The organism is Streptomyces sp. NBC_01446 (genome assembly GCF_026340095.1).
Lineage (GTDB): Bacteria > Actinomycetota > Actinomycetes > Streptomycetales > Streptomycetaceae > Streptomyces > Streptomyces aureus.
In genome coordinates this window covers 4,712,298-4,725,156 of sequence record NZ_JAPEPO010000001.1, presented here as the reverse complement: position 1 = coordinate 4,725,156, position 12,859 = coordinate 4,712,298, and the positions used below count along the sequence as shown (strand labels likewise).

The following is a 12,859-nucleotide window of genomic DNA, read 5'->3' as shown; positions in this document are numbered from 1 at the left end:
GAAGCCGAAGGGCCACCCGTGAGCGCCAATTGCCCGGCCGCCGTCGTCGTTCTTGCAGCGGGTGAGGGCACCCGTATGAAGTCGGCCACACCCAAAGTCCTGCACGAGATCAGTGGTCGCTCCCTCGTCGGGCATGTGCTCGCCGCCGCACGGGAGTTGAGCCCCGAGAACCTGGTCGTCGTCGTGGGTCACGAGCGGGACCGGGTGCGTGAGCACCTCGCCGGGATCGATCCGGACGCCCGTACCGCCGTGCAGGAGCAGCAGAACGGCACGGGGCATGCCGTGCGCATGGGGCTCGAGGAGCTCGGTGGCGCTGTCGACGGCACGGTGATCGTGGTGTGCGGTGACACGCCGCTGCTGACCGGCGAGACGCTGAAGCACCTGTCGGCGACTCACACCGGTGACGGCAATGCGGTGACGGTGCTGACGGCGGAGGTTCCGGATGCGACCGGTTACGGCCGGATCGTGCGGGACGGTGCGTCGGGTGCGGTGACGGCGATCGTCGAGCACAAGGACGCGAGTGAGTCGCAGCATGCGATTCGTGAGATCAACTCGGGTGTGTTCGCGTTCGACGGTGCGCTGCTGGCGGATGCGCTGGGCAAGGTGCGTACGGACAACAGTCAGGGCGAGGAGTACCTGACGGATGTGCTGGGGATTCTGCGGGAGGCCGGGCACCGTGTGGGTGCTTCGGTGGCGGCGGATCACCGTGAGATCGCGGGTATCAACAACCGTGTGCAGTTGGCGGAGGCGCGTCGGACGCTGAACGAGCGCCTCGTCGAGCGGGCGATGCTCGCGGGCGTGACGATCGTGGATCCGGCGTCGACGTGGGTCGATGTGACGGTGGGGTTCGAGCGGGACGCGATCGTGCATCCGGGTACGCAGCTCCTGGGTGAGTCGTGGCTGGGTGAGGGTGCCGAGGTGGGGCCGAACACGCGGCTGAGGGACACGAAGGTCGGTGCGGGGGCGCGGGTCGACAACACGGTGGCGGACGGTGCCGAGGTGGGCGAGGGCGCGTCGGTGGGTCCGTTCGCGTATCTGCGGCCGGGTACGCGGCTGGGCGTGAGGTCCAAGATCGGTACGTATGTGGAGACGAAGAACTCGACGATCGGTGAGGGTACGAAGGTGCCGCATCTGTCGTACGTGGGGGACGCGACGATCGGTGACTTCACGAACATCGGTGCCGCGAGTGTGTTCGTGAACTACGACGGTGAGAGCAAGCACCACACGACTGTCGGGTCGCATTGCAAGACGGGTTCGGACAACATGTTTGTGGCGCCTGTCACGGTCGGGGACGGTGCGTACACCGCTGCGGGGTCTGTGATCACGAAGGATGTGCCGGCGGGTTCGCTGGCCGTGGCCCGTGGCCAGCAGCGGAATATCGAGGGTTGGGTGGCCCGTAAGCGTCCGGGGAGTGCGGCTGCGAAGGCGGCTGAGGAGGCGTCCCGGGAGGCCGGCAGCGAAGGCTGACCGGAAACAGTTGCGTCCGACACGGCGTACCGTGATAGGTGCACACGATTCGGCTGCCTCGCTGCTAATGGGACGAGCGGGCGCAGCGGCGGAAGAACGCGTCTGAGGAGACAAGTGCTGTGAGCGGGATCAAGACGACCGGCGAGAAGAAACTGATGCTCTTCTCCGGCCGCGCCCACCCCGAGCTTGCCGAGGAGGTCGCGCATGCTCTCGGTGTCGGGATCGTTCCGACCAAGGCATTCGATTTCGCCAACGGCGAGATCTACGTTCGCTATCAGGAGTCCGCCCGCGGCGCCGACTGCTTCCTGATCCAGAGCCACACTGCTCCGATCAACAAGTGGATCATGGAGCAGCTCATCATGATCGACGCGCTGAAGCGTGCGTCGGCCCGCTCCATCACGGTGATTGTGCCGTTCTACGGTTACGCCCGTCAGGACAAGAAGCACCGTGGACGTGAACCGATTTCGGCGCGTCTGGTGGCGGACCTGATGAAGACGGCGGGTGCGGACCGCATTCTGACGGTGGATCTGCACACGGACCAGATCCAGGGCTTCTTCGACGGCCCGGTCGACCACCTGTTCGCGCTGCCGATCCTGGCGGACTACGTGGGGGCGAAGGTCGACCGCGACAAGCTGACCGTCGTCTCTCCCGACGCCGGCCGCGTGCGTGTCGCCGACCGCTGGTGCGACCGTCTCGGCGCGCCGCTGGCGATCGTGCACAAGCGTCGTGACAAGGACGTGGCGAACCAGGTCACCGTGCACGAGGTCGTCGGGGATGTGAAGGGCCGCGTGTGTGTCCTGGTCGACGACATGATCGACACGGGTGGCACGATCTGTGCCGCGGCGGACGCGCTGTTCGCGCATGGTGCGGAGGACGTCATCGTGACGGCGACGCACGGTGTGCTTTCGGGTCCGGCGGCGGACCGTCTGAAGAACTCGAAGGTGAGCGAGTTCGTCTTCACGGACACGCTGCCGACGCCGGGTGAGCTGGAGCTGGACAAGATCACGGTGCTGTCGATCGCGCCGACGATCGCGCGTGCGGTGCGTGAGGTCTTCGAGGACGGTTCGGTGACGAGCCTGTTCGAGGAGCAGGCGTAGTCGCGCTGCGGCTCTTCTAGATCGATTTTGGGGCGGCCTTCCCGCCGGGTAGACTCACGGAGTTGCTCGGCGAGGGAGGCCGCACTGTTGTGTGCGGCGGTCCGTTATCGACGCGCTCTTCGTAGCAGGCCCGTTCGTGGCCGGGTGACCACCTTTCCCCTTTTCTACGAGGAGTGCACATGGCTGAGATCAAGCTTGCCGCCGAGGTCCGTACCGAGTTCGGCAAGGGTGCTTCCCGCGCCATCCGCCGTGAGAACAAGGTTCCCGGTGTCATCTACGGTCACGGCGCCGAGCCGGTTCACGTGACGCTGCCGGGCCACGAGCTGCTGCTCGCCCTGCGTACCGCGAATGTCCTGCTGTCGCTGGACGTCGACGGCAAGACCGAGCTGGCGATCCCGAAGGCCGTCCAGCGTGACGCCATCAAGGGTTACCTGGTCCACGTCGACCTGCTGACCGTCAAGCGCGGCGAGAAGGTCACGGTCGAGGTTGCGGTCGAGACCGAGGGCGACCTGGCCCCGGGCAGCTTCCTCGTCGAGAACGTGCTGAACACGCTGTCCGTCGAGACCGAGGCCACGCACATCCCGACCTCCGTCACCGTGTCGATCGCGGGCCTGGAGGGCGGCGACGCCATCCACGCCAAGGACGTCCCGCTGCCGGCCGGTACGACCCTGGTCACGGACCCCGACGCCGTCGTCATCCAGATCCTGGCCGCGCAGGCCGAGGAGCCGGCTGCGGAGTCCGCCGAGGCCGAGGGCGCCGAGGCCTGAGCCGTACGCTCTGCTTGACGGGGTGGCGGGCCACTGCGGCCCGCCACCCCGTTTTTCATGTTCGTGTCCGTCTGTTGTACGTGAGGAGACGCGGTCCCGATGACGACCGATGCCACTGCCCCCTGGCTCATCGTGGGTCTCGGGAACCCCGGGCCCGAGTACGCGATGAACCGGCACAACGTGGGCTTCATGGTGGCCGATCTGCTCGCGGAGCGGATCGGCGGCAAGTTCAAACGGGCCGGCAAGGCGCAGGCGCAGGTCCTTGAGGGGCGGATCGGTGCGCCGGGTCCGCAGAACCGCCGGGTGATCCTGGCGAAGCCGATGTCGTTCATGAACGTGTCGGGTGGTCCGGTGACGGGTCTGCGGGACTTCTACAAGGTGCCGGTCGGCAATATCGTGGCGATCCATGACGAGCTGGACATCGACTACGGGACGATGCGGCTGAAGGTGGGCGGTGGCGACAACGGGCACAACGGTCTGAAGTCGATCACGAAGTCGATGGGTGCGGACTATCACCGGGTGCGGTTCGGGATCGGGCGTCCGCCGGGGCGTATGCAGGTCGCGGACTTCGTTCTGAAGGACTTCTCGTCGACGGAGCGCAAGGAGCTGGACTACCTGGTGGACCGGGCGGCGGACTCGGTGGAGTGTCTGGTCACGGAGGGCCTGGAGCGGGCGCAGAGCGCGTACAACTCCTGAGTTCACCGGGCATCTCGACAGGTCACGGGGCATCTCGCCCGGGGCCGGCCGGCTCTTCTTGACTCTTCGCGGGGCCATGGCCAAGGATCGCCGCCATGCTCTCGTACACCCGGCGGGCCGCGATGACGGTCGTGGCCCTGCTGATCCTGATCGCCGGCGTCCGGGCATCCTGGGCGTCGGCTCAGCACGTGATGCTCACCAAGGGCCGTGAGCGCGGCACGATGACGGTGACGCGGTGCACCGACGACACGTGCACCGGCCCTTACGCGCCCCTGTCGCCGGGTTCGCAGCCCCGCGACCGCGTCGTCATCGCCCGGTCGATCGCGGAGAAGAAGGGCGCGCGTATCCCCGTGGTGGTGAAGCCCGGCACGGGCGAGGTGGTGCGCACGGGTGCTGCGGGGTTCTTCCACGCGTGGGTCCCGCTGGGCGGTGCGCTGCTGCTGGCCGCCGTGGTGATCGCGGGCGGGCTGCGTCTGACGCGCTGGGCATGGGTGACGGCAGCCACCGGGATCGCGTTGCTGAGTGTCGCGTTCGCGACGCTCACCTGGTGAACTGCCGTCATCCATCGTCCCGTCGGAGTGATCAGCCCGTGTTGCGCAGGCCCGCCGCCACTCCGTTCACGGTGAGCAGGAGCGCCCGCCCGAGCAGCGGGTCCGGCTCGGAGCCGGCGGCCGCGTCGTCACGCTGACGCTTGAGCAGGGCCACCTGGAGGTACGAGATCGGGTCCAGGTAGGCGTCGCGGATCGAGAAGGTCTGCTGGAGCACCGGCTGCGTGTCCAGGAGTTCCTGGCCGCCGGTGATGCGGAGCACCTCTCGTACGGTCAGCTCGTGCTCCGCCTCGATGTCGGCGAAGACGTGCTTGAGCTCGTCGGGGACGAGCGTGTCGACGTAGTGCCGGGCGATCCGCAGGTCCGTCTTGGCGAGCGTCATCTCGACGTTCGACAGGAAGTTGCGGAAGAAGTGCCACTGCTCGCTCATCTCGTCGAGGACGGTGCCGAGACCGGCCTCGCGCAGGGCCTTGAGTCCGGAGCCGACGCCGAACCAGCCGGGCACGATCTGCCGCGACTGGGTCCAGCCGAACACCCACGGGATGGCCCGCAGGCCGTCGAGGCCGCCGCCGGAGTCGGGGCGGCGTGAGGGCCGCGAGCCGAGGTGCAGGTCGGCGAGCTGGTCGACGGGGGTGGAGGCGAGGAAGTAGGCCGGCAGGTCCGGGTCCTCGACCAGCTTGCGGTACGCGGCGTGCGCGGCGTCGGAGACGACGTCCATGGCCGCGTCCCAGCGGGCGAGGGCCTCGTCGGACTGGCGGGGCGCGGTGTGCAGCGCGGATGCCTGGAGGGTGGCGGCCACGGTGAGTTCGAGGTTCTCGCGGGCCAGGGACGGCACGAGGTACTTGTCGGAGATGACCTCGCCCTGCTCGGTCACCTTGATCTCGCCCTCGAGGGTGCCCCACGGCTGGGCGAGGATCGCGTCGTGCGAGGGGCCGCCGCCTCGGCCGACGGTGCCGCCGCGGCCGTGGAAGAGGCGCAGGCGCACGCCGTAGCGGTGGGCGACGTCGCGCAGCCGGCGCTGGGCGCGGTGGATCTCCCACTGGGAGGTGGTGATGCCGCCGAACTTGGAGGAGTCCGAGTAGCCGAGCATGACTTCCTGGACGTCGCCGCGCAGGGCGACGAGGCGCCGGTAGGACGGGTCGGCGAGCATCTCGTCGAGGATGACGTCGGCGGCGCGCAGTTCGTCGGTGGTCTCCAGGAGCGGCACGATGCCGATCTTGGCCCAGCCGCCGTGCAGGTCGACGAGTCCGGCCTCGCGGGCGAGGACGGCGGCGGCGAACACGTCGTCGGCGCCCTGGCACATCGAGATGATGTACGACTCGATGACCTCGGGTCCGAAGACGTCGAGGGCGCGCTTGACGGTGTGGAAGACACCGAGAGTCTTCTCGCCCGCGGCGTCGAGGGGTGCGGGCGAGGGGGCGAGGGGCCTGCGGGACCTGAGTTCCTTGGCGAGGAGCTTCTGGCGGTACTCGCGGGGCATGTCGGCGTAGCGCCAGGACTCCTCGCCGAGCCGGTCGAAGAGCTGACCGAGGGCGTGGTGGTGGGCGTCGGCGTGCTCGCGTACGTCCATGGTGGCGAGCTGGAGGCCGAACGCGGCGAGCGTGCGGATGGTGCGGTTCATCCGGCCGTCGGCGAACAGGGCGCCGCGGTGCTCGCGCAGGGACGTCTGGATGAGCGTGAGGTCCTGGAGGAGCTCGCCGGTGCCGAGGTAGTCGCGGCCGTCCACGTGCGCGGTGCCCCTGGCGAGGCGCTCCTTGGTGTTCTCCAGCTTCTGCCGGATGCAGGTGGCCTTGAGCCGGTAGGGCTCCTCGGCGTTGAGGCGCTTGTAGCGGGGGCTGATCTCCGGGAGGCGCTCCAGGTCGTCCTGGAGGGAGGCGAGGAGTTCCTCGGTGGCGCCGGTGTAGCGGATCGAGTTCGACAGGAAGCCGCGCAGCTCGTCGATGAGCTCCAGGGCGTCGTTGATGCCGTGCTCGTGCTGGAGGATCAGGACGTCCCAGGTGACGGCGGGGGTGACGTTCGGGTTGCCGTCGCGGTCGCCGCCGATCCAGGTGCCGAAGGTGAGGGGGCGGGTGGCGTCGGGCAGGGTGACGCCGACGCGCTCCAGCTCGGCGGTGAGGTCCTCGAGGACGTCACCGACGGCGCCGGCGTGCAGCTCGTCGAGGTAGTAGATCGCGTTGCGTGCCTCGTCGGTGGGCTCGGGCCGCACGACGCGCAGTTCGTCGGTCTGCCACACCAGGTCGATGTTCTCGGCGAGGCGGGTGTCGTAGCGGCGGCGGTCGGCCTCGATGACGGGGGTCTCGAGGAGTGCGGCGACGCGGCGCAGCTTGTTGAGGACGGAACGCCGGGCGGCCTCGGTCGGGTGGGCGGTGAACACCGGCCGTACGTTCAGGTTCCGGACCGTTTCGCGCAGGTGGTCGGCGTCGGCGTCCTTGAGCCGGTCGGCGGTGCGCGCGAGGAGGCTGCCCTCGGCGGCGCGGCGGGCGCGCAGCTCGCGGCCTCGGTGGACCTGCTCGGTCACGTTCGCCAGATGGAAGTACGTCGAGAAGGCGCGGACCAGCTTGGCCGCGGTCTCCAGTTCCGTGTCGCCGAGCAGGCGGGCGGCGGCCTCGCCGTCCTCCCGGGTGAGGCGGCGGACCTTTTCGACCAGTTCGAGGAGCTCGGGGCCCTCCTGGCGTACGAGCGTCTCGCCGAGGAGGTCGCCGAGTCGGCGGATGTCGGCGCGCAGCTCGGCGCTGGAAGTGGCCTCACGGCTCTGGTCGTCGGCACTGCTCACAGGTGCGGCTCCTTGCAGTGTTGAAGCACGTCTGGGAGGAAAACCCGGGATCCGGGTATGAGTCCCGGGTGGAGATACAGAGCGGACCGCGCTGTCCGACCGTTTCCAAGGATAGGTGTCCGCCCGGTCGGACCGTTTCCGGGCCTCTTGCCGCTGGCCTGCGCGCTGCCATACTTACGACGCCGTAGGTTACGGACGCGTAGTAAAAGTTCTCCGTGCCACTCCCCGGCACCACATCCCCGTTCTCGACCTCGACCCCACAGGGGACGCCCCATGACACCAAGCCCCGATCTGATCGATGACGTCCCGGAGGCGTCGTCGAGTGACTCGACCGGCGCTCCGCTGCCCTCCGCCACGCTCGGCGGTGAGCAGAAGCGTTCGCTGGAGCAGCTCGCGCTGCTGCTCTTCATCACCGTCCCGTTCCTGGCGCTGGTCGCGGCGGTGCCGCTGGCCTGGGGCTGGGGTGTGAGCTGGCTGGACCTCGGCCTGATGGTGTTCTTCTACTACCTGGGCTGCCACGGCATCACGATCGGCTTCCACCGGTACTTCACGCACGGTTCCTTCAAGGCGAAGCGGCCGTTGCGGATCGCGTTGGCCGTCGCCGGCTCGATGGCGGTCGAGGGTCCTCTCGTGCGCTGGGTGGCGGATCACCGCAAGCACCACAAGTTCTCCGACGCGGAGGGTGACCCGCACTCGCCGTGGCGGTTCGGCGAGACGCTGCCCGCGCTGATGAAGGGCTTGTGGTGGGCGCACATCGCCTGGATGTTCGATGAGGAGCAGACGTCGCAGGAGAAGTACGCACCCGATCTGGTGAACGATCCCGCCATAAGGGCGATCTCGCGTCAGTTCATTTTCTGGACGATGCTCTCGCTGGCTCTGCCGGCGCTGATCGGCGGTCTGGCGACGATGTCGTGGTGGGGCGCGTTCACCGGGTTCTTCTGGGGCTCGCTGGTACGGGTGGCGCTTCTGCACCACGTCACGTGGTCGATCAACTCGATCTGCCACGCGGTGGGCAAGCGCCCGTTCAAGTCGCGTGACAAGTCCGGCAACGTGTGGTGGCTGGCGGTCCTGTCGTGCGGCGAGTCGTGGCACAACCTGCACCACGCGGACCCGACGTCGGCGCGGCACGGTGTCATGCGCGGCCAGGTGGACTCGTCCGCGCGGCTGATCCGCTGGTTCGAGCAGCTGGGCTGGGCGCACGACGTGCGCTGGCCGTCGAAGGAGCGGATCGCCTCCCGCCGCAAGCCGCAGGCCGCTGACGCGGCATGATGGAGCATGTGGCGACCGATCCGAACACTGCGAGCCCAGCCGGCAACAACAAGCCCCGGCGCGCGCGCCGCACCCGGATGACCGGTGCGGAACGCCGCCAGCAACTGCTCGAGATCGGTCGCACCCTCTTCGCCGCGAAGGGCTTCGAGGGCACGTCGGTGGAGGAGATCGCGGCCAAGGCCGGGGTCTCCAAGCCGGTGGTGTACGAGCACTTCGGCGGCAAGGAGGGCCTGTACGCGGTCGTCGTGGACCGTGAGATGCGCCAGCTCCTCGACATGGTGACCGGCTCGCTGACGGCCGGGCATCCGCGGGAACTGTGCGAGCAGGCCGCCTTCGCGCTCCTCGACTACATCGAGGAGTACACGGACGGCTTCCGCATCCTGGTACGCGACTCCCCCATCCCGCAGTCCACGGGCTCTTTCGCCTCGCTGATCTCCGACATCGCGACGCAGGTCGAGGACATCCTGGGCCGCGAGTTCAAGAACCGCGGCTTCGACCCGAAGCTGGCGCCGCTGTACGCGCAGGCGCTGGTCGGCATGGTCGCTCTGACGGGCCAGTGGTGGCTGGACGCCCGTAAGCCGGAGAAGGCCGAGGTCGCGGCGCACCTGGTGAATCTGGCGTGGCACGGCCTGGACGGCATGGAGGCGAACCCGCATCTGATCGGGCGGCGCAAGGCTTAGACCGCGTCGCGGTCCGAGAAAGCGCCGTCACTTCTGGTAGCCGAGGACGGTCATCATCCCGGATTCGGAGTGGTACTGGTTGTGGCAGTGGAGCATCCACAGGCCCGGGTTGTCGGCGTGGAAATCGACGACGAGTTTGCGGTGCGGCAGCACGTAGGCGGTGTCCTTGCGAGCTCCGCATGCGTCGATGCCACTGAGGGCGAAGGTATGGCCGTGCAGGTGCACGGGGTGCCACATGTCGGTGGTGTTGATGAGGCTCAGGCGGACCCGCTCATCCTCCCGGATCGGGCGGCGTCGCTCGATGGAGTAGGGCCGGTGATCGAAGCCCCAGTCGAACCTCCTCATGCCGCCGGTCAGCTTGATGCGCATCTCGCGGTCCGGTCGGCGGTCGCTGAGGGCTACGGAATCCTGGGGCACGAGGCGCGTGGCCGGCACGATCCGGCCGTCGAGCTCCTGCGGATGTACGCCGGGCCCGGGGGCTCGCCCGCTGCCGGTGCGCAGGACGGCCAGGGCTCTCGCGTCCTTGCCCTCGGCCAACGCGACCAGCGGGAACACCCCGTCCTGTGCGGTGATCAGCACGTCGTAGCGTTCGGCCATGCCGAGCAGCAGCGCGTCCGTCTCCATGGGTTCGACCGGGTAACCGTCGGTGTGCGTCACCGTCATCGCGTGGCCACCCAGTGCCACCCGGAAGGCCGTGTCGCCCCCAGCGTTGATGATGCGCAGCCGGATGCGGTCCCCGGGGCGGGCCCGGAAGACCGAAGGAGCCTGCGCGATGCGGCCGTTGACCAGGTAGAACGGGTAGTCGACATTGCCGCCCACACTGTGCAGCCGACGGCTGCCGGAGTGCCGTAGGACGCGGTCGGGGCCCGCGGGCCTGCCGCGGCCCGAGGTGTGCGCGCCGCCGGACAGGTCGCGACCGGAACCGCCACCCTCACCGCCCTCCCCCATGTCCGTACCCATCCGCACGCTGCCGTGGTGCAGCTGTGCGAGCACGTCGTCCGGGGTGGAGCCGCCCACGCCGTCGACCCAGTCGTCGAGGACGACGACCCATTCCTTGTCGTAGGACAAGGGCTCACTGGGGTCCTCGACGATCAGCGGGGCGTACAAACCGCGGTCGAGTTGCAGTCCCGAATGCGAGTGCATCCAGTACGTGCCCGGGTGCGTCACGGCGAAGCGGTAGTGGAAGTCCGCGCCGGGCTGGATCGGGTACTGGGTCAGGCCCGGTACGCCGTCCATGTCGCAGCGCATACGGACGCCGTGCGAGTGCAGGGTCGTCGCCACGGGCAGGTGGTTGGCGAGCGTGAGATCGAGGACGTCGCCCGCGGTGACGCGGACCTCCCTGCCGGGCAGCGAGTCGCCGTACGCCCATGACCTGACGGTCGGCCCGCCGAGGTCGAGGGACGTCTCGGCGGCGGTGAGCCTGTACCTGCGCAGGTGGCCGGACCTGCGGGCCCGCTCGGCAGCGAGGACCTCGGGATCGGACGGATTCACGTATCCCTTGGGCCCCTTGGGGACGAAGGGGCGTCCGCCGTGGTCCGAGATCCCGGTCCGCGCGTGCGAACCGGCCTCGGGATGGGGAGCGGACTCCGGGTGAGGAGCCAACCCGGAGTGAGGAGCCGCGGGGCCGGTTCCGGAACCGGCCCCGGAACAGGCTGACAGGGCTGCCGAACCGACGGCCGCGATCGAGGCAGCGAGCAGGCTGCGTCGCGTATATGCATGCATAGCCAAATAACACATGTTTTGTGATGAGATGTGTGCACACCGAGACGGCGTGTCCCGCCGCCGGACCGGGTCTGGGCACGTGCCGGCTCAGGGCGCGACCGGTTCGAGGAATTCGAGCCGGTTGCCCACCGGGTCGTCGGCGTAGAACCGGCGGTGGCCCGGCAGGTCCCCGTCCCAGGTGATCCGCACACCGTGCGCCGCGAGCCGCGCCGCGTACGCCTCGATCCCCGTGACCCGCAGCCCCGGGTGGGCCTTGCGGCCCGGCCGGAAGTCCCGCTCGATCCCCAGGTGCAGCCGCACCTGGCCCGCTTCGAACCAGCAGCCCCCGCGCGCCGCCAGCGCCGGAGGCTTCGGCGTCTCAGTCATACCGAGCGCGTCCCCGTAGAACCGGCGCAGCGCGTCCTCCGATCCCGCCGGGGCGGCGAGCTGTACGTGGTCCAGGGCCCGGAGCATCAGGCGTCGGCCGGCTTGCGGGCCACCGCGAAGAGTCGGCGGAAGGGGAAGACCGTGCCGTGGGGTGTCGCGGGGTAGGCGGTGCGGAGCAGGGCGCGGTAGGCGGTCAGGAACGCGCCGGTGGCCCCCGGGTCGTCCGCGAGGGCGGTCAGGACGGGGCGCAGGCCCGTGCCCTTGACCCAGTCGAGGACGGGGTCCTCGCCCTGGAGGAGATGCAGATACGTCGTCTCCCAGACGTCCGCGTGGCAGCCGAGCGCGGTGAGCTCGTTCAGGTACTGCTCCGGGGTGTGGACGGCGTCCGCGTGGCGCAGTGTGTCGCCGAGCCGGTCCCGCCACCGCGCCGACTGTGCGAGTTCGCGCATCAGGACGTGGCTGGGGGCGTCGAAGTTGCCGGGGACCTGGAAGGCGAAGGTGCCGCCGGGGGTGAGGCCGGCGAGCCACTCGGGGAAGCGGCCCGTGTGGCCGGGGACCCACTGGAGCAGGGCGTTGGAGACGATCAGGTCGAAGGGCTCGCCGGGGATCCAGGTGGCCGCGTCGGCGGGGGCGAAGTCGAGCAGGTCGGTAGCGTGGGCGGCGGCCTTCTCCAGCATCTGCGGGGAGTTGTCGTAGCCGGTGATCCTGGCCTTCGGCCAGCGCTCGGCGAGCAGGGCGGTGACGTTGCCGGCGCCGCAGCCGAGGTCGGCGATCCTCACCGGGTCGCCCTGGACGCGGGCGAGGAGATCGGCGAAAGGGCGTGTGCGGTGGTCCGCGTGCCGGAGATACTGCTGCGGGTCCCAGGTGGGTGCGCTCATGGCGGCCAGGATCCTCCCGCATTTATCTCGATGTCAAGATAGTTGAATTCAAGAGACTTCATGTCGAGGGACCCACTAGACTGATCGTCATGGAGGACGAGGTCGACCGGCTGGTCGCAGCGTGGCGTCGAGAGCGCCCTGACCTCGACGTGGAGCCCCTCGAGGTGCTCAGTCGGGTCAGCAGGCTGGCGCGTCATCTCGACCGGGCCCGGCGCCTGGCGTTCGCCGAGCACCAGTTGGAGCCGTGGGAGTTCGACGTACTGACGTCCCTGCGGCGGGCCGGCGCCCCCTATCAGCTCTCCCCCGGGCAGCTCCTCACCCAGACCCTCGTCACCTCCGGCACGATGACGAACCGTATCGACCGGCTCGCCAAGAAGGGTCTCGTCGAGCGCCTCCCCGACCCGAGTGACCGGCGCGGCGTCCTCGTCCGGCTGACCACCGAGGGGCAGGACCGCGCCGACCAGGCACTCGCCGGCCTCCTCGCGCAGGAGCGGGCGATCCTCGCGGAGCTGTCCCGCACCCAGCGCGGTGAACTGGCGGGCTTGCTGCGGCAGTTGACCGCGCCGTTCGACAACATCCCCGGCTAGGGCCTCAGT

At 69.2% G+C, this 12,859-nt stretch carries 12 protein-coding genes; 8 read left to right on the top strand and 4 right to left on the bottom strand.

The window, feature by feature from the left end; genetic code table 11:
* Window positions 1–18 precede the first annotated feature (18 nt).
* From glmU to OG456_RS21250, 5 genes are all read left to right on the top strand, one after another.
* Window positions 19–1,467 (top strand): bifunctional UDP-N-acetylglucosamine diphosphorylase/glucosamine-1-phosphate N-acetyltransferase GlmU, encoded by a 1,449-nt coding sequence (gene glmU, locus OG456_RS21270; RefSeq protein ID WP_266563319.1) that lies wholly within the window; start codon window positions 19–21, stop codon window positions 1,465–1,467.
* Window positions 1,468–1,586: 119 nt separating this feature from the next.
* Complete coding sequence (locus OG456_RS21265) at window positions 1,587–2,564, top strand: ribose-phosphate diphosphokinase (protein WP_266563317.1); 978 nt, start codon at window positions 1,587–1,589, stop codon at window positions 2,562–2,564.
* 179 nt (window positions 2,565–2,743) lie between these two features.
* A complete protein-coding gene (locus OG456_RS21260) occupies window positions 2,744–3,331 on the top strand; it encodes a 50S ribosomal protein L25/general stress protein Ctc (protein ID WP_266563315.1) in 588 nt (195 codons plus the stop codon).
* A 99-nt stretch (window positions 3,332–3,430) separates the two neighbouring features.
* A complete protein-coding gene (gene pth / locus OG456_RS21255) occupies window positions 3,431–4,027 on the top strand; it encodes an aminoacyl-tRNA hydrolase (protein WP_266563313.1) in 597 nt (198 codons plus the stop codon).
* Between the two features lie 95 nt (window positions 4,028–4,122).
* Entirely contained in the window at window positions 4,123–4,578 is a 456-nt protein-coding gene (locus OG456_RS21250; RefSeq protein ID WP_266563311.1) for a hypothetical protein, read from the top strand.
* A gap of 31 nt (window positions 4,579–4,609) precedes the next feature.
* Here the strand turns inward: OG456_RS21250 and ppc are convergent, their stop codons facing one another.
* A complete protein-coding gene (gene ppc / locus OG456_RS21245; RefSeq protein WP_266563309.1) occupies window positions 4,610–7,348 on the bottom strand; it encodes a phosphoenolpyruvate carboxylase in 2,739 nt (912 codons plus the stop codon).
* Window positions 7,349–7,621: 273 nt separating this feature from the next.
* Between ppc and OG456_RS21240 the strand changes: the two genes are divergently transcribed.
* Window positions 7,622–8,617 carry a fatty acid desaturase gene (locus tag OG456_RS21240; protein WP_266563307.1) on the top strand — a complete coding sequence of 332 codons (996 nt, stop codon included), beginning with the start codon at window positions 7,622–7,624 and terminating at the stop codon, window positions 8,615–8,617.
* Window positions 8,614–9,297 (top strand): TetR/AcrR family transcriptional regulator, encoded by a 684-nt coding sequence (locus OG456_RS21235; protein ID WP_266563305.1) that lies wholly within the window; start codon window positions 8,614–8,616, stop codon window positions 9,295–9,297. Before OG456_RS21240 ends, OG456_RS21235 begins: the two co-directional genes overlap by 4 nt.
* 27 nt (window positions 9,298–9,324) lie before the next feature.
* On the opposite strand, the gene OG456_RS21230 is transcribed toward OG456_RS21235, so the two are convergent.
* The 3 genes from OG456_RS21230 to OG456_RS21220 all read right to left on the bottom strand — a co-directional run bounded on the left by OG456_RS21230 (window position 9,325) and on the right by OG456_RS21220 (window position 12,263).
* Window positions 9,325–11,019 carry a multicopper oxidase family protein gene (locus OG456_RS21230; RefSeq protein ID WP_266563303.1) on the bottom strand — a complete coding sequence of 565 codons (1,695 nt, stop codon included), beginning with the start codon at window positions 11,017–11,019 and terminating at the stop codon, window positions 9,325–9,327.
* Window positions 11,020–11,106: 87 nt separating this feature from the next.
* The gene (locus OG456_RS21225; RefSeq protein ID WP_266563301.1) at window positions 11,107–11,472 is read right to left on the bottom strand and encodes a VOC family protein; all 366 of its coding nucleotides are present in this window, start codon (window positions 11,470–11,472) and stop codon (window positions 11,107–11,109) included.
* A complete protein-coding gene (locus OG456_RS21220) occupies window positions 11,472–12,263 on the bottom strand; it encodes a trans-aconitate 2-methyltransferase (protein ID WP_266563299.1) in 792 nt (263 codons plus the stop codon). Before OG456_RS21220 ends, OG456_RS21225 begins: the two co-directional genes overlap by 1 nt.
* 89 nt (window positions 12,264–12,352) lie before the next feature.
* Here OG456_RS21220 and OG456_RS21215 point away from each other — a divergent pair, with 89 nt between their 5' ends.
* A complete protein-coding gene (locus tag OG456_RS21215) occupies window positions 12,353–12,850 on the top strand; it encodes a MarR family winged helix-turn-helix transcriptional regulator (protein WP_100596154.1) in 498 nt (165 codons plus the stop codon).
* Window positions 12,851–12,859: the final 9 nt, after the last annotated feature.

Coding starts and splice junctions, on each gene's coding strand:
- OG456_RS21260 (WP_266563315.1), top strand. CDS start 2,744: ATGGCTGAGATCAAGCTTGCCGCCGAGGTCCGTACCGAGTTCGGCAAG.
- pth (WP_266563313.1), top strand. CDS start 3,431: ATGACGACCGATGCCACTGCCCCCTGGCTCATCGTGGGTCTCGGGAAC.
- OG456_RS21250 (WP_266563311.1), top strand. CDS start 4,123: ATGCTCTCGTACACCCGGCGGGCCGCGATGACGGTCGTGGCCCTGCTG.
- OG456_RS21240 (WP_266563307.1), top strand. CDS start 7,622: ATGACACCAAGCCCCGATCTGATCGATGACGTCCCGGAGGCGTCGTCG.
- OG456_RS21235 (WP_266563305.1), top strand. CDS start 8,614: ATGATGGAGCATGTGGCGACCGATCCGAACACTGCGAGCCCAGCCGGC.
- OG456_RS21230 (WP_266563303.1), bottom strand. CDS start 11,019: ATGCATGCATATACGCGACGCAGCCTGCTCGCTGCCTCGATCGCGGCC.
- OG456_RS21225 (WP_266563301.1), bottom strand. CDS start 11,472: ATGCTCCGGGCCCTGGACCACGTACAGCTCGCCGCCCCGGCGGGATCG.
- OG456_RS21220 (WP_266563299.1), bottom strand. CDS start 12,263: ATGAGCGCACCCACCTGGGACCCGCAGCAGTATCTCCGGCACGCGGAC.
- OG456_RS21215 (WP_100596154.1), top strand. CDS start 12,353: ATGGAGGACGAGGTCGACCGGCTGGTCGCAGCGTGGCGTCGAGAGCGC.